This window comes from Pelagerythrobacter marensis, from assembly GCF_036700095.1.
In the GTDB taxonomy this organism is placed as follows: domain Bacteria; phylum Pseudomonadota; class Alphaproteobacteria; order Sphingomonadales; family Sphingomonadaceae; genus Pelagerythrobacter; species Pelagerythrobacter marensis_A.
In genome coordinates, this window is sequence record NZ_CP144918.1 from 2,061,778 (window position 1) to 2,087,117 (window position 25,340).

Below are 25,340 nucleotides of genomic sequence, written 5' to 3' on the forward strand. Positions count from 1 at the left end.
ACAACCGATAGTTGCGAAGGCCCAGGCGCGCTGTTTCGGCGCACCATTTCGACTGCCGGCCCCAACCTGCTTTGTCGCTCAGCTGCAAAGCACGTTCGATGCCTCGGTCTCGTCGCGATCGATACTCGGGAAGTAAACCACCACGCGAAGATGCCTGCGCTCGCCCACGGTCATCATTTCATGCTCGAATTTCCATCGCGTGTTGCCGTTCTGCAGCGAGCCGATCCAGTGACCCTGCTTTACCTCGCGCTTTCCGCGCTTGCTGCAGACCTTCGGACGACTGGCGCGCAACGTCGCCGCGTCGATGACGATAGCCGTCGCCATACTGTCGATCACCGCGTTGCGGCACGTCGGCGCAACCGCGTACGCCGAGCCGGACGAGGTGCTTGCGGACGACGCGGGCGGTGGGCACGGGCCATAGAAGCGCCCGAAGCGTTACCCGTGCAGGTTCATCAGCGAATCCATCAGCCCTTCGTCAGAGCTTGAGCAGACGCCCAGGACCAGGGCTTCCTCGCACCCCGGTGCGACGACATAGGCGTGGCCCATCGACGAATCGAGATAGATGCTCTGCCCGGCTTCGAGCACGACGGGGTCGTAGAATTCGGAATGCACTTCGATCCGGCCTTCGAGGACGTAGATGAACTCTTCGCCCTGATGATGCACGAGATCGCCGAATTCGCTCGCGCTGTGGGCGCGAATGCGCGTCACGATGGGAATCATTCGTTTCCGGCGCAAGTCGGTACAGAGGTAGTGGTAGTCGTAGTTGTCGGTCGTGACCCGCACCGCCTGATCGAGAGTGCCGATGCTGCGCCGACCCGTTACGCGCGGGGCAGAGTCTTCGCCCCCTTCCGCGAAGAGATCGGCCATGCGGATGTTGAGCCGTTGGCTGAGCTGCTGGAGCTTGTCGTAACTCAGCGTCAGCCGATCGTGTTCGACTTTCGACAGAGTCGAAACGGGAATGCCGGATTTTGCGCTCATTTCCTTGAGCGTCCAGCCGTTTCTGCTGCGAATACCGCGCATTACCGCCCCTAGCGTGGGCGGATTCTCACGACCCGGCATCAAAATTTCCACGGTTCATTTGACAATTCTCCAATCAAGATCATTATGTCCTCATTGGGCCAACAATCGTTGGCTCGTGTCGTAAGGGTTTCGGTGACTTGCCGCAAGGTGTCACAAACCGGCTGGGTGGGGAACGGTATATGCATTTTGTTCGCAGGCTCATGACTGGCTTGGCCGTGTTGATCGCACTGCCGCTCCTCGCCCAGGGTCCGGTACGACAATCGCCGGAGGCGCAACCTGCAGGCCCCGCCGGGTCGCAGCCGGCCGAAGAGACAGCGCCGGTAGCGCTCGACGCCGCCGACCTGGAAGCGTGGCTGGACGGGTTCATGCCCTATGCCCTCGCACGCGGCCAGATCGCCGGCGCCGTCGTCGTGGTCGTGCGCGGCGATGGGCCTGTGCTGGAGAAAGGCTACGGCTATGCCGATGTCGCGGCGCGAAAGCCCGTGGATCCGCAAACCACGCTGTTTCGGCCCGGCTCGGTTTCCAAGCTGCTGACGTGGACGGCGGTGATGCAGCAGGTCGAGGCCGGCGAGCTCGATCTCGACGAGGACGTGAATGCCTATCTCGATTTCGAGATTCCGCCCTATGAAGGCGAGCCGGTCACCCTTCGTCACATCCTGACGCATAGAGCGGGATTCGAGGAATCGATCCGCCACCTGATCAGCAGCGACCCCGACGCGGTGATGCCGCTCGCGGCCTACGTCAAGAAAGCGCTGCCCAAGCAGGTCGTCGCGCCGGGAACCACGCCGGCATACTCCAATTATGCAACCGCGCTGGCCGGATACATCGTCGAGCGTGTCAGCGGCGAGCCGTTCGACGATTACATCGAGCGGCACATTTTCGCCCCGCTGGAAATGCGATACGCGACTTTCCGTCAGCCGCTTCCCGACGCGTTGCAGCCGTTCATGTCGAAAGGGTATCCGACCGCGGCGGAAGAGGCGAAGCCGTTCGAGATGGTCATTCCGGCGCCCGCCGGCAGCCTTTCGGCTTCGGGCGCTGCGATGGGCAAGTTCATGATGGCGCATCTGAATGACGGCGGTGCGCTGCTCCAACCCGGAACCGCGCAGGAAATGCACGACTATCGCGCGCCGGGCGTCGGGCCGCTCAACACTATGGCGCTCGGGTTCTACGAGCAGTGGGTCAATGGCCATCGCGCGATCGGGCATGGCGGGGACACCGTCTGGTTCCATTCCTATATGTGGCTGTTTCCAGAGGCCGATATCGGGCTGTACATTTCGATGAACAGCGCGGGCAAGGACGGCGCCGCGGGCGCATTGCGCAGCGGCCTGTTTCACGAATTCGCCGATCGCTATCTTCCCGGACCGACGCCGACCGGGCGCGTTGACGAGGAGACTGCGCGCGAACACGCGGCGATGATCGCCGGCAACTATGTGTCCAGTCGCGGTGCCTTCACCAATTTCATGAGCGTGCTCAGCCTGCTCAGTCCGCTGCAGGTCGTGGTGGACGAGGACGGCAAGATCGCCTTGCCTGCGCTCGACGGCCTCAGCGCCGGCGCGCGCGACTGGGTCGAGGTCGAGCCGTTCCTCTGGGTCGATACCGCCACCGGGGAACGGCTGGCCGCGGAGGTGAAGGACGGCCGGGTCGTCCGGCTGAGCACCGATGCGGTCTCGCCCTTCATGGTGCTCGAGCCGGCATCTGCCGGCACCAACGGCGCCTGGCTGGTTCCTGCGCTGCTCGCGGCACTCGGCCTTGTCCTGCTTGCTGCGGTCGCCTGGCCCATACGCGCATTGGTGCGCCGCCATTTCGATGCGCCGTTCGCTTTGGAGGGGAATGCCCGGACAGCGTGGCGCCTGTCGCGCCTTTTCGCATGGCTGGTGCTGCTCGCCGTGGCCGGGTGGATCATGCTGGTGGTCGCGTTCAGCGACGATATCGGAGCGCTTGGCGGACCGCTCGACTGGCTCGTCATCCTGCTGCGCGTGCTGACGCCGGTTGCGACCGTCGGCCTGCTGGCGGCCTCCGCCTGGCACTCGTGGCTCTGCTTCCGCGACAAGCGGCGGTGGACCATGAAGCTGGGGGCCGCGCTGCTCGTGCTGGCGGCATTGGTGCTGGTCTGGGTGACACTGGCCTTCAACCTCTACGGCTTCTCGATGGTCTATTGATGGCCAGGCAACGCAGGCGGGACCTGGCGCTCGATCTTCGGATCGAGCGCTTCCCCTACCACCAGCCGTTCCGCATCGCGGGCCACGTCTTTACGGAGACTGCGCTGCTCGTCGCCGAAATCTCGGACGGCGCGCACCGCGGGCGCGGGGAAGGGGCGGGAGTCTACTACCTGGGCGACGATGCCGGGCATATGCTGGCCGAAGCGGAACGGGTGCGCGGCGCAATCGAGGGGGGCGCAACGCGCGAGGATCTGCAGGCCCTGCTGCCGCCGGGCGGCGCGCGCAACGCGCTCGACTGCGCTTTCTGGGAGCTGGAGGCGCAGCGCGCCGGCCGGCCGGTGTGGGAACTTGCCGGGCTCGACGTGCCGCGTCCGCTGCGATCGACGCTGACGCTTGGCGCCGACACGCCCGAGGCGATGGCGAATGCGGCGCTGGCGCTCGATCCGCGGGCGCCGGTGAAGGTAAAGCTGACCGGCGATGCGGAGGACGATGCCGCGCGCCTCGCCGCCATCCGCGGGGCGCGGCCGAGAGCCTGGATCGGGGTCGACGCCAACCAGGGCTATCGCCGCGAGACGCTGCCCGCCTTGCTCGAAACGCTGCTCGAACACCGGATCGCGCTGCTTGAACAGCCGGTGCCGCGCGGGCGCGACGCCGATCTCGACGGGCTGAAACGACCATTGCCTTTCGCCGCCGACGAAAGTGCCTTGTCGCTGGCCGACACAGCTTCGCTCGTCGGGCGCTACGACGTGGTGAATATCAAGCTCGACAAGTGCGGGGGGCTGACGGAAGGTCTCGCTATCGCGCGGCAGGCGCGGCAGCTGGGGCTCGAGGTCATGGTCGGCAACATGATGGGCACCAGCCTGTCGATGGCGCCATCGTACCTGGTCGGCCAGCTTTGCGATATCGTCGATCTCGACGGGCCGACGTTCCTGGCACGCGATCGTACTCCCGGTGTCCGCTATCGCGACGGAATGATCCACTGTCCGGTGGAAGTCTGGGGCTGAAAGCCAAACTTATGTCCTAAATGGGTTGACAATTCTCTATTCAGGACAAATAGTCTGAAAAATGAAATAATTTGAGGGAGGCTGGAATGATACGCTCATTCCCCGCGACGCGGCGCGCGGTCATTGCCGGCGCGGTCGGCGCGGCCCTGGCCGCACCGATGGTCAACAAGGGGGCGTTCGCCTTCTCCGGCGTGCCGGGGCGGACCTATTCGCGTCGGGCGCTCGACCTCGTGGCCGAGACTCTCGTCATCGACATGCTCGCGCCGCTCAAGATTACCATGAATCCGGCCTATCTCGCCCATCGGTTGACCGATGCCGAAGCGGCCGAGTTCCGCGCGAGCGGCATCACCGGCTTTCACCACGCATTCGGCCTCGGCGGGCCGGACGCGCGGGTACAGGCGTTCGAATACCTGGCCGGGTGGCAGGGCTTCGTCGGCCGCAACAGCCAGGTCTTCACTCTCGCGGGCCGCGCCGACGATCTCGACCGCGCCAAGGCCGAAGGCAAGTGCGCGGTCATCATGGGCATCCAGAACGCCGATCAGTTCGAGACGGTGGAGGATGTCGCGCGGTTCCGGCGCCTCGGCCTGCGGTGCGCGCAGCTTACCTACAACAGCCAGAACCGGATCGGATCGGGCAGCACCGAGCGGGTCGATGGCGGGATCAGCGATTTCGGGGCAGCGATCATCGCCGCGATGGAAGCGGCCGGCATGCTGGTCGACGTATCGCATTGCGGCGACCGGACGACGCTGGACGCGATCGATATCGCGCAAGGGCCGATCGCGATCACGCACAGCAACGCCCGCGCCCTGGTCGATCACCCCCGGGGCAAGACCGACGAGGCGATCCGGGCACTCGCGGCCAAGGGCGGCGTGATGGGCATTACCGGCGTGCGGATGTTCATTCGCGCGATCGATCCGACCAACGTGGGCGACATGGTCGACCACATCGACCATGTCGCAAAGCTGGTCGGCATCGAGCATGTCGGCATCGGGTCCGACGCCGACCTCCATGGCTACGACGACATGGTGCCTGAAGAGTATGAGGCGCTGAAGGCAAGCTACAAGGGCAGCTACGGCTTCCGCGACAAGATCGACATCGACGGCTTCGATCATCCTCGCAAGATCTTCGATCTGACCGAGGAACTGATCCGCCGCGGTTATTCCAACGACAACATCCGGGCAGTGCTCGGCGGGAACTTCCGCCGGCTGCTCGCACAAGTGTGGGGGTAGGACGATGCAGCAGAATCGCTGGATTGCAGGAAGCGTGCTCGCGTTTGCGGTGGCGATGCCGGCGCAGGCGCAAGACGATCCCGTGTCATTCGAAACGGGCGAAATCGTCGTCACCGCGCAGAAGCGGACGCAAAACCTGCAGGACGTGCCGATCTCGATCAGCGTCGTCGGCGGCGAGGAGCTGCAGGAACAGGGCGCGGCCTCGCTGGTCGATTATGCCGGTTACGTGCCCGGCATGCAGGTCAGCAACAGCGGGACCCCGGGCCAGACGACCATCACGCTGCGCGGTGTCGCGCCGATCTCGTCCGCGCAGACGGTTGGCGTCTATCTCGACGATGCACCGGTCGGATCCAGCGCAATCTACAATCGCGCCGGGGCCTTCACCATCGACCTGATGCCTTACGATCTCGAACGGGTCGAAGTGCTCAAGGGACCGCAGGGCACGCTTTACGGCGCCAGTTCGATCGGCGGTCTTGTCAAATACGTGACCGTGCAGCCCGACACGCGCGAGTTCCGGGTCCGGGGCGGGGTCGAAGGTTTCAGCGTCAAGGGCGGCGACCGGCTCGGCTGGGGCGCGCAGACGCTGGTCAACGTGCCGATCGTCGAGGACAAGCTGGCGGTCAGCGGCAGCTTTGCCTGGCGCAGCACGCCGGGCTGGGTCGACAGCGTAAACAACCCCGCGCTCGAGGATCAGAACGATTACGAGCAGCGCGGCGGCCGCGTTGCCCTGCTGTGGCAGCCGACGCCCCGGCTCAGCGTCAAGCTGGCTGGCATCTGGCAGTCGCTCGATTCCGACGGCAATGCGCTCTACGCCGCCGATCTCGACGGTAACCGAGTGGGTGACGGACGATCGTTCAACAATTTCGTCCCCGAATCCTTCGATATCGACCTCGACTACTACTCGGCGACGATCGACTACGACTTCGGGCCGGTCACCCTGACCTCGGCAACCACGTACAGCGAGACGCAGAGCCGGCAGGTGCAGGACGCGAGCTACGCTTTCGGCGTGCTCTTCCCGCTGCTCACGGGCGGCGCGATCGATCCGGGGATCACCCCGTTCGCGCTCGACCTGGGACTCGAGAAGTGGACCCAGGAAGTGCGGCTCGCATCGCCGACCGGCGAGCGCTTCGAATGGATGATCGGCGGCTTCTTCACCGACGAGACGACCAGCAACATCCAGCTCGTCCGGTCATTCGATATGGACGGCAATCCGATCGCACCGCTCGATCCGCTTGCGACAGTCGCCCTGCCTGCGACTTACAAGGAATATGCGGTGTTCGGCAACGCCACCTACAAGTTCAGCGACATGTTCGACATCACCGCAGGCCTGCGCTGGGCGCGCAACGAGCAGACCTTCCGCCAGATCAGCGAGGGGGCGATCGTGCCGAGTGCGGACGATCCCGGCGAATCGGCCGAAAGCGTGTGGACTTTCTCGGTCAGTCCGCAAATCCACCTGAACGAGAATGCGATGCTCTATGGGCGCGTGGCCACCGGCTATCGCCCGGGCGGCCCCAACGTCATCGTCCCCAACGTGCCCCCCAGCGTCGACGCCGACCGCATGACCAACTACGAGATCGGCTTCAAGGGGGACCTTGCCGACCGCATGATCGCGATCGACGTCGCCGCCTTCTGGATGGACTGGACCGATATCCAGGTAACGCGCGCTTTCGGGGGCGTTTCCGGCGGTGCGAACGGGGGCAGGGCGACCAGCAAGGGCTTCGAAGGCAGTATAGCGCTGCGCCCCTCTCCCGGCCTGACGATCAGCGCGACCGGCAGCTATACCGACGCAACCCTGAGCGAGGACGTGCCCGAAATCAGCGGTATGGGCGGCGACCGCCTGCCCGCGGTACCCAAGTTCAGCGGCGCGGTGCGTGCCGATTACGAGTTCGCGCTCGGCGCATCCAGTACCGGGAGCTTCGGCGTCGGCGTCCGCCATGCCGGCAGCCGCCTGTCGCTCGTGGAGAGCGATCCGTTGGTGGCAAGGGCGAGGCCGTATACTTCGGTGGACCTCAACGCCTCGGTGACGTTCGACGACCATTGGACATTGCGCGCCTATGCCCGCAATCTGCTCGACAACGAAGGGGAGATGGCGCGGACGACGATGGCCGACGGGCTCAATCAGCCGAGCTTCCTGGCGATCTCGCCGCTGCAACCCCGCACGATCGGCCTTGCGGTCGACATGTCTTTCTGACGGGCAGGGGAGTGAACCGGATGAACGCCCCGATCGGCAGCCTGACCGATACTATGGTGCTGCCGCAGCCCTATCTGCTGTTCCTCGGCGATACGACCGAGCCGAGCTTTGCCAAGACCGCGTTCGGTCTCGCCGACTGGGCGGCCGACCGCTGCGTCGGCGAATTCGGAGTGGACGGGTGCGCCGTGTCGACCGGGCTGCCGCGCATGACGCCGGCCGAGGCGCGCGGGGCCGGTGCACGCTCGCTGGTGATCGGCGTTGCCAACCAGGGCGGGGTGATCGGCGAGCGGTGGATCGCCGCGCTGCTCGAAGCGATGGACGCAGGCCTCGATATTGTCAGCGGGCTTCACGTCCGGCTCGACAGCATCCCGGCGCTGGCCGATGCGGCGCGGCGTACTGGCTGCCGGCTGATCGACGTGCGTCGCCCGCCGGCGGGTCTCCCTGTCGGCACCGGGCGCAAGCGCAGCGGCAAGCGGCTGCTTACCGTCGGCACAGATTGCGCGCTGGGCAAGAAATATACCGCGCTCGCGCTGCACCGGGCTTTCCTGGAGCGGGGGATCGATGCCGACTTCCGCGCGACGGGCCAGACCGGTATCATGATCGCGGGCGGAGGCATTCCGATGGATGCGGTCGTGTCCGATTTCGAATCGGGCGCGGCCGAGATCCTGAGCCCCGACGCGCCCGCCGATCACTGGGATGTGATCGAGGGACAGGGCTCGATCTTCAACCCGGCCTATGCCGCGGTCTCGCTTGGCCTGCTGCACGGCAGCCAGCCCGATGTCTTCGTCGTCTGCCACGATCCCACGCGCAAGGTGATCCTGGGCATGGAGGACTTCGCCTTGCCCTCGATCGAGGAGGTGGTCGATCTCACGATCCGCCTCGGCAGCCGGACCAACCCTGCGATCCGCTGCGGCGGGGTAAGCCTCAACACCTCGAGCATGGGGGCGGAGGAAGCGGCGGCGTCGATAGCAACGGAGCGCGAACGGCTCAACATTCCGGTCGCCGACCCGATCCGCGGAGGCGATGCCTTCGCCGAACTCGTCGATAGCTGCCTCGCATGAGCGCGGGCGGGGCGGTTGGCGGGGGGAACTGGTTCCAGCGCTTCCTGCTGCCCGGCTTCGCGCTCAAGGCGGTCATCATCGGCGGCGGTTACGCCACGGGGCGCGAGCTGGCCGAGTATTTCGTGCCGGCCGGGCCCTGGGGCGGGCTGGCCGGGATGCTGCTGGCGACGCTGATCTGGAGCGTCGTCGCTGCCCTGACGTTCGCGTTCGCGCGAGCGATGAACGCTTACGATTATCGCAGCTTCTTCAAGGAACTGCTCGGCCCGGCCTGGGGGTTGTTCGAGATCGCCTATCTGATCTTCGTCGTCCTGATCCTCGCCGTCTTCGGGGCTGCGGCCGGGGCAATCGGCGCGGCGACGTTCGGCTGGCCCGAACCGGCCGGATCGATCCTGCTGGCGGCGGCGATCCTGGTGACGACGGCCTTCGGCACCACCGCGGTCGAGCGCTTGTTCAAATACGCCTCGATGCTGATCTACGCGGTCTACGCACTGTTCATCGCCTTCGCCCTGACCGCCTTCGGCGACCTGATCGGCGAAAGCTTCGCCGCCGCGCCCGCTCCTTCGGGCGGCTGGATGGCGGGCGGCGTGACATATGCGAGCTATAACATCGTCGGCGCGGTGGTGATCCTGCCGATCCTGCGGCACCTGACGAGCCGGCGCGATGCGCTGATCGCCGGGGCCGTGGCGGGCCCGCTGACGATGCTGCCCGCGATCCTCTTCTTCGTCGCGATGATGGCCTTCTATCCCGCCATAGGCGACGAGACGTTACCGTCCGACTTCCTCCTCAGGGAGATGGAGGTTCCGGGTTTTCAGGTCCTGTTCCAGGTGATGATCTTCACCGCCCTGCTCGAAAGCGGTGTGGGCGCGCTCCATGCGGTGAACGAGCGTATCGTGGGCGCCTTTCAGGCGCGCGGCCGCCAGACTCCCGGGCCGACGGCACGTGCGCTGATCGGTACGGCAATTCTCGGCGCGTGCATGTTCGTTGCGGCCCGCGTCGGCCTCGTGGACCTGATCGCCAGCGGCTATCGCTTTCTTGCGTGGCTGTTTCTCGCCGTCTTCGTCGTGCCCCTGCTCGGCATCGGCACCTTCCGCCTCCTGCGTGGAGGCCGCGACCCCCGACCGGAGGTATCGTCATGAGCCACGCTCGCCTGCTTGCCCTCTCGTTCCTGCTGCTCTTCTCGGTGCCGGCGATAGCCGAACCGCCGGCCGACATCGGTGACAGTGTCGAGGCGCTGCGGCAGGAGATCGGCGCGGTCGGTGTGTCTATTGCGATAGTCGAAAACGGAAAGACGACGCTTGCGCGCGGTTGGGGCGCGCGCAAGCTCGGCGAACCCGCTCGGGTCGATGCCGAGACGCTGTTCCAGACCGGATCGACCGGCAAGGCCATGACCGCCGCCGCGCTGGCGATCCTCGTCGACGAGGGCAGGATCGCATGGGACGACGCCGTCATCGAACACATGCCCTGGTTCCGCATGTACGACCCGTGGGTTACGCGCAAAATCACGATCCGCGACCTGCTCGTCCATCGCAGCGGGCTGGGCCTCGGGCAGGGGGACCTGCTGTTCGTGCCCCGCAGCAGCCTCACCCGCCGCGAGACGGTCGAGCGCGTGGCTTTCCTCGAGCCGAAGACGAGCTTCCGTTCCGCCTACGCCTACGACAATATCCTCTACGTCGTGGCCGGGCAGTTGATCGAGGAGGTTACCGGCCAGACGTGGGAAGTCTTCATGCGCGACCGTGTCCTGCGCCCCGGCGGCATGAAGAACGCGACCAGCGACAGCGCGGACCGCTTCCGCACAGCCAACCGATCGTGGCCCCACGCGCGCCTGTCCGGCGCCCTGCGCGGCCTCGGTCCGCAGGAGGTGCTCGACGAGCGTGACGAACTCGGCCGCAACGCCGCACCCGCCGGCGGGCTCGCGCTGAGTGCGGAGGACATGACGGCATGGCTGAAGATCCAGCTCGCGCACGGGGCTCTGCCGGGCGGTGGCCGGTTGTTCAGCGAGGAACAGGCGCGGGAGATGTGGGCGCCGGTGACGCCGATACCGATCACCGAACTGCCCGAGATCCTCAAGCCTGCCCAGCCGACTTACCAGGCCTATGCGCTCGGTTGGCAGGTGCAGGACTATCGCGGGCATCGCATCATCCAGCACGGCGGCGGGGTGTTCGGTTCGATCACGCGGGTGGTGATGATCCCGGAGCGCAACGTCGGCTTCGCGATCATGATGAACAGCGAAGACAGCGGAATGCTCCTCGGCCTGACTTACGACCTGCTCGACCACTACCTCGACCAGCGGGATTTCGACTGGACGACCAAGTGGCAGGACTGGTTCGAAGCGCGGCTGCAGGGCGGCAAGGAATACCTCGAGCAGGCGAAAGCCGCTCCGGTCGATGTCGGCCCGTCGCTCGATATTGCGCGCTATACCGGGCGGTATCGCGATGCTTGGTACGGGGACGTGGTGATCGATATGGGGGCCGAAGGGCTGACGATCGACTTCACCACGACACCGGACATGGCCGGGCGCCTGAAGCATTGGCAATACGACAGCTTCGTCACCGAATTCGACGATCCGGCGATCGAGCCGGCTTATGTCACCTTCGCGCTCGACGCGGACGGCAAGGTGACGGGTGCCACGATGAAGCCGGTGAGCGTCATCGCCGACTTCAGCTGGGATTATCACGATCTCGACCTGAAGCCTGTGGAGGAAGAGAAATGAAGAAGCCTGTCCTGCTGCTGCTGCTCGCCGCCACGGCGCTCGCGTCCTGCTCGGTCGTAGGCGAGGAGAAAACCGCCGAGCCCGCGTCGGTTCATGCGGATATGCTGGTGCTCGACACCCATCTCGACACGCCGCTCCATTTCGAGCGCGAAGGGTGGACCTTCGCCGACCGGCACCAGTTGGCGAGCGACCTCGTCCAGCTCGACATTCCGCGGATGAAGGACGGCGCGCTCGATGGCGGGTTCTTCGTCATCTACACCGAGCAGGGTCCGTTGACGCCGGAAGGCTATGCCGATGCGCTGGCGTTCGCGCGCGAGCGGTCGGATCTGATCGACAGTGTTATCGCGAAGCATGGCGATGCTATCGCCCCCGCGCTCACCGCGGAGGACGCGCGCCGGCTGAATGGCGAAGGCAAGCTGATCGCGTTCAAGGCGATCGAGAACAGCTACCCGCTCGGCGAAGACCTCTCGCTGCTGCAGGAATTCTACGACAAGGGCGTGCGCATGGCGGGGCCGGTGCATTCGGCGACCAACCAGTTCGCCGATTCCGCGACCGGGGAAGCGCGCTGGAACGGCCTCAGCCCGCTCGGCAAGGAGTGGGTGGCCGAGATGAACCGGCTCGGCATCGTGATCGACGCCAGCCATTCGTCGGACGCCGCGTTCGACCAGCTTCTGGAACTGTCGAAGTATCCGATCATCCTTTCGCATTCGAGCCTGCGCTCGGCCTACGACCACCCGCGCAATCTCGACGAGGGGAGGCTCCGCAAGCTCGCGGCGAAAGGCGGTGCGATGTGCATCTCGACGATCTTCATGTCGGAGATGAACATGTCCCCCGCACGCGCCGAGCTGTTCGGGCAGTACGAGCGGATCGGCGCGATGTCGCCCGACGAGCAGGCCGAACTGACCCGCCGCTGGCGCGAACTCGACAAGGTCGAACCGATGTGGGCCGCCGATTTCGAAGACTATATGGCGATGGTCCTGCGCGCGATCGAGGTCGGCGGGGTGGACCATATCTGCTTCGGTGCCGATTGGGACGGCGGCGGCGGCCTTGCCGGGATCGAGGACATTTCGGCGCTGCCCAAAGTGACCGCAAGGCTCAAGGCTGCCGGCTATTCCGATGCCGATATCGAAAAGATGTGGAGCGGCAACGTGCTGCGCGTTCTCGCCGCGCAAGGCGCAAACCCCGGGGAATAGCCGAAGCAGTGTCCGGGCATTGGGCCAGGCCCGTTTTCCCGCGAGTGTTCGCGCCTCACTACGTCGTCCAGCCCCCGCCGAGTGCGCGGAAGACGTCGATCTGCGCGCGCGAGATTTCCGCATCCTGCGCGGCAAGCTGGGCTCTGATGTCCGCCAGCGTTCGCTCCGCGTCGAGCCGCTCGAGCGAATTGATGGCGCCTTCGCGCTGCTGCGCGCGGACGATGCGCGCGGCCCGTTCGGCCTGTTCGCCCGCCGCCTGCAGCGTCTTGCGGCGTTCGATCGCCCGGGCATAGTTGGACAGCGCCGTTTCGGTTTCCTCCAGCGCGTTCAGGACCGCGCCGTCGAACGCGGCGAGCGAACCTTGCGTATCGGCCTCCGCCATGCCGATCCGCGCCCGGATGGCCTCCTGGTTGGCAAAGGACCAGCTGAGCAGAGTGCCGGCCAGCCAGCGCAGCGGGCCGCCGGTCAGAATGTCGCCGATGTCGGGTCCGGTCGAGCCGATCGAACCGCCCAGGGTGATGCGCGGATAGAGGTCGGCCGTGGCCACCCCGATCCGCGCCGTGTTGGCGGCAAGGCGCCGCTCTGCCGCGCGAATGTCGGGGCGGCGGGCGAGAAGGGCGGCGCCGTCCCCCACCGGGATCGGCCTTGCGATCTCCAGCACGATGCTGCGTTCGCCGGCGATCGGCGGCAGGTCGGCCGGGGCGCGGCCGGTCAGGGTCGCGAGACGGAACAGGGCGGCGGAACGCGCCGCTTCCAGCGCGGGAATGTCTGCCGCGCGCTGGTCCCGCAACGTTGCGATACGCGCCACGGCGAGCCCGCTTTCGAGCCCGGCCTCGTGGCGCTTGCCGGTCAGCGCGAGCGACTGATCGAGCAGCGCGACGATCTCGCGCGCGACCCGCAACCGGGCGGCGCTTGCCGCGGCATCGGCATAGGCGCGCGTCGTTTCGGCGACCACCATGACTCGCACGGCATCGGCGTCGGCTTCGCTCGCGGCCAGATCCGCCTGCGCGGCCTCGATCCCGCGGCCGACCCGACCGAACAAGTCCACTTCGTAAGCGATGTCGATTCCGGCGTCGTAGGACCAGCTCTCCCGCTCGGCCCCGGCCGGGACCTGGCTTTCGGGCACGCGACCATAGTTCGCGCCGGCACCGAGAGCGGTTTGCGGCAGGCGGTCGCCGCGCGCACCGCGCAGGCCCGCCCGCGCCCGTTCGATGCGGGCGAGCGCCTGACGAACCTCGGTGTTCGCGCGGAGCGCATCCTGCACCAGCGAATCGAGCACCGGATCGTCGTAGAGCCGCCACCAGTCGGCGGGCAGGGGGGCGGGCGCGAATGCCGGATCGTCGGCGGAAAGGAAGGGGCCGGATGACGCGGGAATAGGGGGACTGAGCGCGTAGTCCGGCCCCGCCGCGCACCCCGAAAGGGCGAGCGCGGACAGGGTCGAGAGAGCAAGGGAACGGAACTTCATCTTGGCACCTATTCGGCAGGTTGCGGCGCGTGGTCGCCGTTGCTGTGACTGGCGCTGCCGCGCAGGCGGGCGATGCGATCGCCCAGGGCGCGGCAGACGACGTAGAAGGTCGGGGTGAAGATCAGGCCGAAGCCGGTCACGCCCAGCATGCCGAAGCACACCGCCGTTCCCAGCGCCTGCCGCAGCTCGGCGCCCGCCCCGGTCGCGATCACCAGCGGCACCGAGCCGAGGATGAACGCAAAGCTGGTCATCAGGATCGGACGCAGGCGGGTCTTCGCGGCCTGAACCGCGGCCTGCGCGGGGGAAAGCCCGTCCTGCTCCTCGCCCTGGCGGGCGAATTCGACGATCAGGATCGCGTTCTTCGCCGCCAGCGCGATCAGCACGACCAGCCCGATCTGCGTCAGCACGTTGTTGTCCATGCCTCTCAGGTTCACCCCGATCATCGCCGCCAGGATGCACATCGGAACGATCAGGATGATCGCGAGCGGCATGACCAGGCTTTCGTATTGCGCCGCGAGCACGAGGAAGACGAGCAGCACCGCGAGCGCGAAGACCAGTGCCGCGGTGTTGCCGGCGAACTTCTGCTGGTAGGCGATGCCCGTCCATTCGAAGTCGTACCCGCGCGACAGCGCCTCGGCGGCGACCGCCTCCATCGTTTCGAGCGACTGGCCGGTGGAGAAGCCGGGCGCCGTGTCGCCATCGACGGCGACCGCCGGGGCGAGATTGTAGCGCGTCACCCGATAAGGCCCGGTCGTGTCGCTCAGCGTCGCGACCGATCCCAGCGGCACCATCGCGCCGTTGGCGGAGCGGGTGTGCAGGTTGGCGATGTCCGCCGGATTGTCGCGGAACGGCGCGTCGGCCTGCGCGGTGACCCGATAGGTGCGGCCCAGCAGGTTGAAGTCGTTGATGAAGGCCGAGCCGAGATAGACCTGCAGCGTGTTGAAGATGCTGGCCGGGGAAACGCCCAGGATCTGCGCCTTGTCACGGTCGATATCGGCGCGCACGCGCGGCGTCCCGGTCTCGAAGAAGGTGTAGACGCCGGCGAGCCCCTCCTGCTCGTTCGCCTTCGCGATGACTTCCTGGGCGACCCTTTCCAGCTCGCGATAGCCTTGGCCGTTCTTGTCCTCCACCATCATGCGGAAACCGCCGGCCGAGCCGATGCCGCGGATCACCGGCGGCTTGACGATCATCAGGCGCGCCTCGTCGATGTCGGCAGTCGCTTTCTGCGCTTCGGCGATCAGCGCGTCGACCGTCTGCCCCTTGTCCGCGCGCTCGCTGAAGTCGTCGAGCACCCAGTAGGCGGCGGCGGAGCTGGCGGACTGCGTCTCGGACGTGCCGTCGAAGCCCGAGAGCATGACCACGCCGTCGATCCCGTCGATCGGCAGCACGCGATCGGCGACTTTCTTCATTACCGCTTCGGTGCGCGAAGTCGCGGAGCCTGCGGGCAACTGCACCACGGTCAGGAAATAGGCCTGGTCCTGCTGCGGAACGAAGCCGGTCGGCGTTATCCACAGCGCGGCGCCGGTCAGCGCGATCAGGCCGGCATAGGCGGCCATCATGCGCCGGGGCATGGCGACCAGTCGCGCCGTCCACCGGCCGTAGCTTTCGCCGAACCGGTCGAAGGCGCGATTGAAGGCGTCGCCGGCGCGCTCGATCGCCCGGCGCCAGCGGGCGCCTTCGGGGGCGGACCGGTGCGGACGCAGCAGCAGGGCGGAGAGCGCAGGCGAGAGCGTCAGAGAAACGATCAGCGAGATCACCGTCGCCGCCGAAATCGTCACCGCGAACTGCTGGTAGAATGCGCCCGACAGCCCGCCGATGAACAGCGTCGGCACGAACACGGCGCAGAGCACCAGCACGATCGCGACCAGCGCCGCCCCCACTTCGTCCATCGAGGTGCGCGCGGCCTGCAGCGGGGACATGCCCGCCTCCAGATTGCGCTCGACGTTCTCGACCACCACGATGGCGTCGTCGACCACGATGCCGATCGCCAGGACCAGGCCGAATAGCGAGAGATTGTTGAGCGAATATCCGAGCGCCGCCAGCACTGCGAACGTGCCGATCAGCGAGACCGGGATCGCCAGCACCGGAATCAGCGAGGCGCGCCATTTCTGCAGGAACACCACGATCACCAGCACGACCAGAACGACCGCTTCGAGCAGGGTGTGCACCACGGCGTCGACCGACTGCTGGATGAACTCGGTCGGGTTGTAGACGATGCGGTATTCGAGGCCGGCGGGGAAATCGGCGGCCAGTTCGTCCATCGTTTCCTTCACGATTTCGGCCGAGGCGAGCGCGTTGGAGCCCGGCTCTTGCAGGACCGGGACGATGACGGACTCGTTGTCGTTCAGGAACGCCGACGTGCTGTAGTCCTGCGCGCCGATCTCCACCCGGGCGACATCGCGCACGCGCACCTGCCGCCCATCGGCATCGGTGCGGATCACGACGTTCCCGAACTGCGCCGGGTCGGTGAAGCGCCCCTGCGTCTCGACGTTGAGCTGGAAGGCGCTGTCGGGGCTCGGCTGCTGGCCGAGGATGCCGGCGGCGACCTGCACGTTCTGCGCGCGCAGGGCCGACACGATGTCGTCCGCTGTCAGGTTGAGCGCCGCCGCGCGGCCGGGGTCGATCCAGATCCGCATGGCCAGCTCGCGGCTGCCGAAGAGCTGCACGTCGCCCACGCCTTCGATCCGCGCGAGCCGGTCCTTGATCCGGGTCTGCGCGTAGTTCGACATGTATTCGCGGCTGAGCGATCCGTCGGGCGAGATCAGGTTGACGATCAGCAGGAAGTCTGGCGTCGTCTTGCGGGTGACGATGCCGAGGCGCCGCACTTCTTCCGGCAGGCGCGGTTCCGCGATGGCGACGCGGTTCTGCACCAGCACCTGCGCCTCGTCGAGGTCGGTGCCCTGCTCGAACGTGACGGTGATCGTCACCCGCCCGTCGCCGGTCGACTGGCTCGAGAGGTAAAGCATGCCGTCGACCCCGTTGATCTCCTGCTCGATCGGGTTGGCGACGGTTTCCGCCACCGTCTCGGCCGAGGCGCCGGGGTAGGTTGCCGTCACCGTGACGGTGGGCGGCACGACCTCCGGATATTGGGAGACCGGCAGGAAGAAGTACGAGATCGCACCGATCAGCGTGATGATGACGGCGATCACCCCGGCGAAGATCGGCCGGTCGATGAAGAAGCGGGACAGGCGCATTGCGGCCTCCTGGTGAAATCGATCGAGGGCAGGGAAGGGGTGAGAGGCGTCAACCGGCGAGCGTCGCCGCACCGGGAGGGGCGCCGGCGACGCCGGCCTCGGGCTCGGTCCGGGCGGGCGGATCGATCCGCCCGTTCCGCGCAGTGACCTTGCCGCCCGGCATCGCCATCTGCGTGCCCTTGATGACGACGCGGTCGCTTGGCGACAGACCGCTGCGGATTACGCGCAGGCCGTCGATCACCGGGCCGAGTTCGACCTCCTTGGCGGCGACCGTTCCGTCTTCGGCGACCACCAGGACCAGCTTGCGCGTCTGATCGCTCTGGATCGCGGTTTCGGGGATCAGGAGCGCCCGCTCCGTCCCTCCGCCCGCCATGCGCATATTGCCGAACATGCCGGGGGCGAGGAAGTTGTCGGGATTGCGCACCACGGCCCGCGCACGGATCGTGCCGGATTGGGGATCGAGCCCGTTGTCGGTGAAGTCGAGCGTGCCGTGCCAGGTATAGTCGGCCTCGTCCTGCAGCCGGATGTCGACCTGCGCGCCGCGCTCGCGCCCTTTGCGCCGCGCTTCGAGGAACAGGCCTTCCGACCCGTTGAACGCGAAGTAGAGGGGGTCGGTCGCGTTGATCGTGGTCAGCAGCGTCGCCGACGGTCCGTCCCCTGCGGCGACGAGATTGCCGGGATCGACACGCCGGTCGGAAACGCGCCCGGTGATCGGGGCGCGTACGGTGGTGAATTCCACGTCGAGGCTGCGCGAACGCACCCGCGCCTGAGCAGCGGCCAGCGCCGCGCGCGAGGCCGTGACCCGCGCTTCCAGCGCGTCGATCTCGCTCCGGGCGACGGCATCGTCGTCGATCAGGCGGCGCGCGCGCTCCAGCTCGGTGCGGGCCAGCGCCAGATCGCTCCGTGCCGTGGCGACGCCTGCCTGCGCCTCGGCCAAGGCGGCGCGATAGGGGCGCGGGTCGATCGTGAACAGCGGCTGCCCCTTGCGCACGATCTGCCCGTCGCGGAAATGCACGGCCACGATCTCGCCCGAGACGCGCGGGCGCAGCTCGACGCTGCGGCTCGCCTCGAACCGGCCGATGTATTCGTCCCATTCGGTTATTTCGTGCTGCAGCGGTGCAGCCACGGTGACGACGGGCGGCGGGGCCGCCGCGGCGGGCGCGCTGTCGCCGCGCAGCAAGTACCATGCAAGGACCACCGCGATCAGGAGCGGGCCGAGCCAGGCAAGCCGGCGGCGCCAGGGCGATTTCCCGGAATGGCCCGCCGCTTCGGTTTCGTCGCGTTGCGTCAGTGCGATGGGGGTGAGTTCGTTCATCTGGCGGTCCTCAAAGTCTGCACGTCTGCGCGTCCCTTGCGGGCACACGCGGTCGTTCCCGGAAGCGAACCCGGGAGGCGTGAAAGGTCGAGCGGTCAGAGGCCCGGCTTGCGGGCGTGGATGGCAGAAGTATGTCGCGGAACAGCCGCGCGGAGGCATGGCAGCCCCCGGCAAAGCCGGCCCGCTAAGTTCTGTACCGATAAGTATGTAATCTGGGGTTCAGGTCAAGCGATAGTTTTATACCGCTCGATATCTTTTCTTGCAGTGCAGCATTTTCAGGAATTTAGCGTCCCGGCCAGATCGCCAGAGCGGCCTGTGCCACGCTTTCCAGCTCGTCTCGACTCGCGCCCGAGCCTGCCTGGACGGAGATGCCTTGCAGCAGGGCGAGCAGGTAGCGGGTCATCGCTTCCGCCTCGACCGGAATGGTGAAGTCGCCCTCGTCGATCGCGCGCTGCATCCGATCGACGATCGCACAGCGGGCGGACTGGACGCGGGCGTATACGTCGTCGCGGATGGGCGAATCCTGATTGCTGCAACTGACCGTCGCGATCACGCCCAGGCAGCCGGGGCATTCGCTGGTAATGTTGTCGATCGTGCCGTCCAGCATACGCTCGGCCACGCCGCGAGCGGTCGGAGCTTCGAGCGCGCTTTGCACATAGGCAAGCTTCTCGGCCTGGTAGAGATCGAGCGCCCGCTTGAACAACGCCTCCTTGTTGCCGAACGCGGCATAGAGGCTCGGGCGGGTGATACCCATCGCTTCGGTCAGGTCGGTCAGCGACGCTCCGTCGTAGCCTTTCGTCCAGAAGACGCGCAGCGCACTGGCAAGCGCCTCGTCTGGATCGAACTCGCGCGGGCGACCTCTGACAGCAAGTTTTTCCATATCGCACGGTATGGAATGTCAAGGCCCGGAAGTCCAGAGGGGCGGGGTTCGCCGTCCGCTCTGCGGAGAGCGGGTCTGTCGTCGAAATGCGGCGCGGCAGGATGTGCAGCGACTGCGCCGCTCCGCTTCGCTACGGCCGATCCGGGCGCGCCGAAGGCCGCCCGGGGCCTTGCGCCGGCGGGCCTCAGCTCCGGCGATCCCGCTGGATTGCGGCGCGGGTTTTCGGGCCCTTTTTCGCGTCCTCTGCCGGATTGTCGGAGCCGACGACGGGTTCGCGGTTGTCGGGGTCGGTCGCGCGGGCTTCTTCGCCCCGCTTGCCGACCCGGCGGTTGATCTCGCCCCCGGCGGAGCTTTGCTGCGAAGGGGTTTTGTCCTCGGTCAGTTCGTCGATCAGTTCGTTGTCGGGATGGCGCGACTGGCGCTGGGTCATGGTCGATCTCCTTCTCCCTCGTCAACGGTGCGGGGGCGCCGGGCGTTCCGGCGCGTTCACGCGCGGCGGACGTAGGCGAGGAAGTCGTCGACCTGTTCGCGCAGTGTCTCGGCCTGGCGGTGGAGATCGCCGGCGGCAGCTAGCATCTGTTCGGCCGAGCGGTCCGTGGTGCGGACCATGCCGCGAACCCGGTCCAGGCTGACGCGAATCCGGTCGGTGCCGCGGGCGGCCAGGTCGAGGTTGTGGGCCAGGTCGCGGCTGGCATTTCCCTGCTCCTCCACCGCCTGCGCGATTGCGCTGGCGTTCGCTTCGACGTTGCGCACGTGGTCGCCGATTTCGCGCAAGGCGCCGATATTGGCGGTGCTCGCCTGCTGCACCGCGGCGACCTGTCCGGCGATTTCGCCGGTCGATTCGCGCGTCCGCTTCGCCAGATCCTTGATCTCGTTGGCGACCACCGCGAAGCCCGCTCCGACCTGTCCCGCCCGGCTGGCCTCGATCGTGGCGTTGAGCGCGAGGATATTGGTCTGCTCGGCGATGGAATCGATCAGGCTGACGATCTCGCCGATCTGGCCCGCGGCCTGCGACAGCTCCCCCGTCGTCGCATCGACGGCGTCGACCGACCCGCGCGAGTGGCGCGCGCGTTCTGCCGAGCCGGCCGCCTGTTCGCCGATCTCGCGGATCGAGGAGGCGAACTGGTCGCCGGTCGCCGCCGCCATCGCGACCCCGCGGCTGGCCTCTTCCATCGAACCGGCCACCCCGTCGACATGGCTTGCCGCCTGTTCGGCGGAGCGCGCCATTTCGCCCGCGGCGCCTTCGAGCTGCTTGGACGCGGCGGCAATTCCGCCGACGACTTCGCCCACCGTCTGTTCGAAGCGGGTGGCGAGATCGCGCAGGATCTCCGCCTGGCGGTCGCGCGCGGCGAGCTTTTCCTCCGACCGGCGGGCCGCCTCTTTCTGCAAGGCCGAAAGCTTGCGCGAGCTTTCGCGAAATACGGCCAGCGCGCGCGCCATCTCGCCGATTTCGTCGCCGCGCGTCGCCCCGGGGATCGCGACCGCCTGGTCGCCTGCGGCGAGCCGGCTCATCGATCCGGTGATCTCCCGGATCGCCCCGGCGACCTGCCGCACCAGGAAGCGGGCGCCGACCAGCGCCAGCACCACGCACCCGGCGATCAGCGCGATCACCAGGGCGGTCAGCGTACGGTTGAGCCCCGCGAGCCGGGTATGCGCCTCGCGCGTGCGGGCCGCCAGGGTGGCTTCGACGTCGCGCGCCTGATCGGCCAGCAGCGTGCCGCTGACGTCGATCGCGGCGGCCAGCCCGACCGCGCTGTCCGACGGACCATAGGCGGCGATCGAGCTTTCCAGCGCGTCCAGCTCGGCTTCGAACCCGTCGACCTGTACGTCGAGCCAGGAAATCGCCTCGACGCTTTCCGCGCCGATATCGCCTGCACCGTCGCGCGTTTCGGTCAGCCGGTGGCGCGCGTTGGCGAGGGTCTGGCGGGCGCGGGCGATTTCCTCGGGATCGCCGGTGACCGCGTAGCGGGCCGAGTGATAGCGGCTTTCCGCGATGGCAGTGGTAAGTTCCGCCGCCGCCAGCGAGCCGCGGGCAGAGACCGATGCGTCGTCGTTGCTGACGGTAAGCTGGTAGAAGGCCGCTCCGAGCAGGATGCCGAGCGCGACCAGCAGCGCGACGAAGAACAGCGCGAACAGGCGGATTCGCCCGGCGATCGTGCCGGTCGCACGGGTCCAGATCGCGCGCAGGGCGCTTGCCGGTGGCGAGCCGGCGGACGCGGCATTGTCGGAGGCCCAGAGGCCGGGAGTCTTGAGCAAGGCGGCGATCCTGGTTTGCGGCCCGGTTCGAGCGACCGGCCGCAGCCCCATGGCCGGCCAATTTTGCCGCAGTATGACGCTGGCGTTAACCATTTGGTCACGCTTGGCGCCTCGGGCGCGCCGTCAGACCAGGCCGAGCCGGATCAGTCTGTTCATCATCTTGCCGGGGAGCACGTCGCCGTGATCCTCCCCCTCGGCGAGATCGCGCGGGGTGTCTTCCTCGGCCAGGTAGCGCCAGCCCTGATGCGCGCGCTTCGGGCGCGGCTCGACCCGGATCAGCCGGGGCGCAAGGCGGATCGTCCAGCGCCCGTCCTCCGCCCGCTTCTCGAACCCCAGGATCTCGCTGCGCGCCACGAGCGCATGGTCCATGATCCAGTAGAGCGAACCGCCCACCATCTCTTCATGCCGCTTGGGCAGGTAACGGGTGGTCATATGCGCTTCCGGCCCCCGCTCGACCCAGGCGCGCAGGGTGTCGAGGCTCTTGGAGCGATAGGCGATCTTGGTCATGTGCAGCGGCATGGCGCCCGCGATATGGGCTTTCCGGCGCGCAGCCTCAAGCCGTCACCCGGTAAGGCCGCTGGCGACCGCGAGGCCGAGAAAGGCGAGGAAGCCCATCGAATCGGTGATCATCGTGACGAACACGGAGCTGGCCACTGCCGGGTCCTGCTTCAGCCGCTCGAAGATGACCGGCACCAGCACTCCGGCCAGCCCGGCCACCACGATATTGATCACCATGGCCGCCGCGATCACCGCGCCGAGTTTCGGTGCGAAGATCAACGCGGTGGCGAGGCCGACCAGGACCGCGATGGTGGTCCCGTTCAGCAGCGCCACGCGCATCTCGCGCCACAATATGCGCCCGGTATTGGCCTGGGTAAGCTGATTCACGGCGATCGCGCGCACGGTGACGGCCATTGTCTGCGTGCCCGCGTTGCCGCCGATGCTGGCGACGATCGGCATCAGCACGGCCAGCGCCACCATTTCCTCGATCGCCGCGCCGAACATCGCGATGATGAAGCTGGCGACGAGCGCGGTGCCGAGATTGGCGATCAGCCAGCGCACGCGCGCGGTATAGGCGTCGCGGATCGGTTCGTTGATGTCGCCGTCGCCGGCACCGGAAAGCAGCAGCACGTCCTCGCCCGCCTCTTCCGAGATGATGTGAACCACGTCGTCCACTGTCATCTGCCCGACCAGTCGCCCGTTGGCATCGACCACCGCGGCCGAGATCAGCGCGTATTTCTGGAACATCAGCGCGACTTCCTCCTGATCCATCGTCACCGGGATCAGCGTCTGGTCGCGCTTCATCACGTCGGTCAGCGCCACCGAGCGCGGCGTGCGCAAGATCCAGCTCAAGGCGCAGGACCCGACCGGGTGATGCGCATGATCGACCACGAAGACTTCCCAGAAATCGTTGGCAAGGTTGCCTTCCTCGCGCAGGAAATCGATCAGGTCGCCCACGGTCATATGTTCGGGCACGGCCACGAAATCGCGGCTCATCAGGCGCCCGGCGGTTTCCTCCGGGTAAGCGAGCGCGCTTTCGATCGCCGCGCGATCTTCGGCGTCCAGCGCGTCGAGCACCGCGCGCTGTTCCGCCGGGCCGAGGTCTTCGATCAGCTGGACCGCATCGTCGGTTTCGAGCTGTTCGGCGATGGCGGCCACCGCGTCTGGGGGCAGGGCCTCCATCATGTCCTCGCGGACATAGTCGTTGAGTTCGGCGATAACCTCCGAACTCATCAGGTCGGTGATTGCCGCCGCCAGTTCGCGGCGTTCGTCGCGTTCGAGCAGTTCGAGAAGGTCGGCGATGTCCGCCGGGTGCAACGGCTCGACCAGGTTGTAGGCGGCCGTGTCGTCGCCGTTTTCCAGTGCGTCGCGGACCGCCCGCACGAAGTCGGGCTTCAGCCGGTTCTCCTCGTCGTGGCGCTCGTCGTCCACCCTGTCGTCGGGGTGCGCGCCATCCTCCGCCGGCAGCGGATCGGCCAGAATGGTTTCGTCCTCGCGCGTATCCTCCGCCATGCCTTCGCTCTACGGCCCGGACAGGCAAAAGCAAGCGCGCGGCGGGGTGACTTTGCGCGCGAGGTGCCTATACCGGCGCGGAAATCGAACAGGAGACAGTTTCGCCATGACCGATCAGACGCTTACCCTCACACTCGACACCGGCGACGGGGAGGGCGGCGATGTCGTGATCAAGCTGCGCCCCGATCTCGCACCGGGACATGTCGAACGGATTACGGATCTGGCGAAGGAAGGATTCTACGACGGGGTCGTGTTCCACCGCGTCATCCCCGGCTTCATGGCCCAGGGCGGCGATCCGACCGGCACCGGCATGGGCGGCAGCGACCGGCCCGACCTGAAGGCGGAGTTCAATTCCGAACCGCACGTGCGCGGCACCTGCTCGATGGCGCGCACCCAGGTGCCCGACAGCGCCAACAGCCAGTTCTTCATCTGCTTCGACGACGCCCATTTCCTCGACGGGCAATATACCGTCTGGGGCCAGGTCGAAAGCGGGATGGAGCATATCGACGCCCTGCCCAAGGGCGAGCCGCCCCGCGAACCGGGCAAGATCGTCAAGGCAACGGTGGGCTGACGGGCAATGGCCCGTTGCCTGCGGGCCCTGGTCGGCGCGGGTGCGGCAGCCATGCTGTCGGCCTGCGCCACCGACCTGACCCAGGCCCGCGCGCCGTGCGTTTACGAGCCGGGCGGCTGGTGCGGCTTCACGCGCGAACTGGCGGGGGAAAGCTGGCGATATGCCCAGCTGGCCAACAACAGTTACAAGGACGACGAGGAATTCCCCCACCCGCCCCCCGGCTTCGAACAGACGGGCCCCGTGCACGAGGGGAAGGCGGGATATGCCTACGTCGTTTATGACCGTTTCACGCCGGGCGAGGGCGGCGAACGCAAGCTGGCCGAACGCGTGATCGCCTTCCGCGGCACCGAGATGGACAGTTTCGACGACTGGGTGTTCGGCAATATCCGCGCGCGCCACAACGAGCGGGGCTGGGACACTTATGCCGAGCAGCGCAAGGCGCTCGATGCACAGGGTCTCGACGCGGTGCCGATCACGCTGACCGGCCATTCGCTGGGCGGCGCGATCGCCACTTACGTCGCCCTGCGCGAGCCGCGCACCCGGTCATATGCCTTCAATCCCTCGCCGCGCTTTTCCGCGCCGGAGGAGCCGGCGGCCAACCGGCGGCTGGCGGTGGCCGAACGGGGGGAGGCGCTGCGCGGCCTGCCCACCGGCAGCGCAATGTTCCTGCAGGATATGCTGGTCGTGAACTGCCGCCCGCGCGGTGCGCCGTGGAAAGACCATTCGGTCCGCAAGCTGGCCGAATGCCTGACCTGGATCGCGGCCTACGACGACGGCGAAGCGCTGGCCTCGCTGGGCGAGAACGCCATTGCCAAGCCGCCGATCGAATGCGGCCCGGCGGACAAACCGCACCCCGGCGCCGATGTGCCGCCCCGGGGCGCCTGCCGGCACAAGCGGCGGATCGAGGACGATTGAACGCACCGCTGTTCGCGTGAACGCAAAGTTCTTCTGCCTTCGAGCGAACGACTGTTGTGCCTGGCAGCCCGAGGTCCCGGCCTTCGCTGGGACGCACGCATATTCCGCACCCTCGCCGATCCCCGGCGAAGGCCGGGGTCTCAAGCCACTGGCGCGATCTGGGTGAC

Annotated in this window: 20 protein-coding genes; 10 read left to right on the plus strand and 10 right to left on the minus strand. The window is 67.1% G+C overall.

What is annotated here, in order from left to right; all coding sequences use genetic code 11:
* Positions 1-78 precede the first annotated feature (78 nt).
* Both V5F89_RS09745 and V5F89_RS09750 read right to left on the minus strand, forming a co-directional pair.
* Positions 79-336, minus strand: coding sequence for a hypothetical protein (locus V5F89_RS09745; protein ID WP_338445456.1), 258 nt, complete (start codon positions 334-336; stop codon positions 79-81).
* A gap of 99 nt (positions 337-435) precedes the next feature.
* Positions 436-1,020 carry an XRE family transcriptional regulator gene (locus V5F89_RS09750; protein WP_338445457.1) on the minus strand — a complete coding sequence of 195 codons (585 nt, stop codon included), beginning with the start codon at positions 1,018-1,020 and terminating at the stop codon, positions 436-438.
* Positions 1,021-1,220: 200 nt separating this feature from the next.
* On the opposite strand from V5F89_RS09750, the gene V5F89_RS09755 reads away from it, so the two are divergent.
* From V5F89_RS09755 to V5F89_RS09790, 8 genes are all read left to right on the plus strand, one after another.
* The gene (locus V5F89_RS09755; protein WP_338445458.1) at positions 1,221-3,179 is read left to right on the plus strand and encodes a serine hydrolase domain-containing protein; all 1,959 of its coding nucleotides are present in this window, start codon (positions 1,221-1,223) and stop codon (positions 3,177-3,179) included.
* Complete coding sequence (locus V5F89_RS09760; RefSeq protein ID WP_338445459.1) at positions 3,179-4,183, plus strand: dipeptide epimerase; 1,005 nt, start codon at positions 3,179-3,181, stop codon at positions 4,181-4,183. The genes V5F89_RS09755 and V5F89_RS09760 overlap by 1 nt, the downstream gene beginning before the upstream one ends.
* Before the next feature lie 86 nt (positions 4,184-4,269).
* The gene (locus V5F89_RS09765) at positions 4,270-5,412 is read left to right on the plus strand and encodes a dipeptidase (protein ID WP_338445460.1); all 1,143 of its coding nucleotides are present in this window, start codon (positions 4,270-4,272) and stop codon (positions 5,410-5,412) included.
* Positions 5,413-5,416: 4 nt separating this feature from the next.
* Positions 5,417-7,603: a TonB-dependent receptor gene (locus V5F89_RS09770; protein WP_338445461.1), complete on the plus strand. Its 2,187-nt coding sequence runs from the start codon at positions 5,417-5,419 to the stop codon at positions 7,601-7,603.
* Positions 7,604-7,623: 20 nt separating this feature from the next.
* A complete protein-coding gene (locus V5F89_RS09775; protein ID WP_338445462.1) occupies positions 7,624-8,664 on the plus strand; it encodes a DUF1611 domain-containing protein in 1,041 nt (346 codons plus the stop codon).
* Positions 8,661-9,800, plus strand: coding sequence for a hypothetical protein (locus V5F89_RS09780; RefSeq protein ID WP_338445463.1), 1,140 nt, complete (start codon positions 8,661-8,663; stop codon positions 9,798-9,800). The genes V5F89_RS09775 and V5F89_RS09780 overlap by 4 nt, the downstream gene beginning before the upstream one ends.
* Positions 9,797-11,374: a serine hydrolase gene (locus V5F89_RS09785; protein ID WP_338445464.1), complete on the plus strand. Its 1,578-nt coding sequence runs from the start codon at positions 9,797-9,799 to the stop codon at positions 11,372-11,374. The genes V5F89_RS09780 and V5F89_RS09785 overlap by 4 nt, the downstream gene beginning before the upstream one ends.
* On the plus strand, positions 11,371-12,567 hold the full coding sequence (locus tag V5F89_RS09790; RefSeq protein ID WP_338445465.1) for a dipeptidase: 1,197 nt from the start codon (positions 11,371-11,373) through the stop codon (positions 12,565-12,567). Before V5F89_RS09785 ends, V5F89_RS09790 begins: the two co-directional genes overlap by 4 nt.
* Before the next feature lie 58 nt (positions 12,568-12,625).
* Here V5F89_RS09790 and V5F89_RS09795 read toward each other — a convergent pair whose 3' ends face one another.
* The 8 genes from V5F89_RS09795 to mgtE all read right to left on the minus strand — a co-directional run bounded on the left by V5F89_RS09795 (position 12,626) and on the right by mgtE (position 23,687).
* Complete coding sequence (locus V5F89_RS09795; RefSeq protein ID WP_338445466.1) at positions 12,626-14,032, minus strand: efflux transporter outer membrane subunit; 1,407 nt, start codon at positions 14,030-14,032, stop codon at positions 12,626-12,628.
* Positions 14,033-14,040: 8 nt separating this feature from the next.
* A complete protein-coding gene (locus V5F89_RS09800) occupies positions 14,041-17,226 on the minus strand; it encodes a multidrug efflux RND transporter permease subunit (RefSeq protein ID WP_338445467.1) in 3,186 nt (1,061 codons plus the stop codon).
* A gap of 49 nt (positions 17,227-17,275) precedes the next feature.
* Positions 17,276-18,541 carry an efflux RND transporter periplasmic adaptor subunit gene (locus tag V5F89_RS09805; protein ID WP_338445468.1) on the minus strand — a complete coding sequence of 422 codons (1,266 nt, stop codon included), beginning with the start codon at positions 18,539-18,541 and terminating at the stop codon, positions 17,276-17,278.
* Between the two features lie 283 nt (positions 18,542-18,824).
* The gene (locus V5F89_RS09810; protein WP_338445469.1) at positions 18,825-19,421 is read right to left on the minus strand and encodes a TetR/AcrR family transcriptional regulator; all 597 of its coding nucleotides are present in this window, start codon (positions 19,419-19,421) and stop codon (positions 18,825-18,827) included.
* Positions 19,422-19,605: 184 nt separating this feature from the next.
* Positions 19,606-19,851, minus strand: a complete 246-nt coding sequence (locus tag V5F89_RS09815) for a hypothetical protein (protein WP_338445470.1) — start codon at positions 19,849-19,851, stop codon at positions 19,606-19,608.
* A 56-nt stretch (positions 19,852-19,907) separates the two neighbouring features.
* Complete coding sequence (locus tag V5F89_RS09820) at positions 19,908-21,677, minus strand: methyl-accepting chemotaxis protein (RefSeq protein ID WP_338445471.1); 1,770 nt, start codon at positions 21,675-21,677, stop codon at positions 19,908-19,910.
* 123 nt (positions 21,678-21,800) lie between these two features.
* Positions 21,801-22,196 carry a DUF1489 domain-containing protein gene (locus tag V5F89_RS09825; protein ID WP_338445472.1) on the minus strand — a complete coding sequence of 132 codons (396 nt, stop codon included), beginning with the start codon at positions 22,194-22,196 and terminating at the stop codon, positions 21,801-21,803.
* Positions 22,197-22,238: 42 nt separating this feature from the next.
* Positions 22,239-23,687 (minus strand): magnesium transporter, encoded by a 1,449-nt coding sequence (gene mgtE / locus V5F89_RS09830; RefSeq protein WP_338445473.1) that lies wholly within the window; start codon positions 23,685-23,687, stop codon positions 22,239-22,241.
* A 106-nt stretch (positions 23,688-23,793) separates the two neighbouring features.
* Here mgtE and V5F89_RS09835 point away from each other — a divergent pair, with 106 nt between their 5' ends.
* Both V5F89_RS09835 and V5F89_RS09840 read left to right on the plus strand, forming a co-directional pair.
* On the plus strand, positions 23,794-24,258 hold the full coding sequence (locus V5F89_RS09835; RefSeq protein ID WP_338445474.1) for a peptidylprolyl isomerase: 465 nt from the start codon (positions 23,794-23,796) through the stop codon (positions 24,256-24,258).
* A 6-nt stretch (positions 24,259-24,264) separates the two neighbouring features.
* Entirely contained in the window at positions 24,265-25,173 is a 909-nt protein-coding gene (locus tag V5F89_RS09840; protein ID WP_338445475.1) for a hypothetical protein, read from the plus strand.
* The last annotated feature ends 167 nt before the right edge of the window (positions 25,174-25,340 follow it).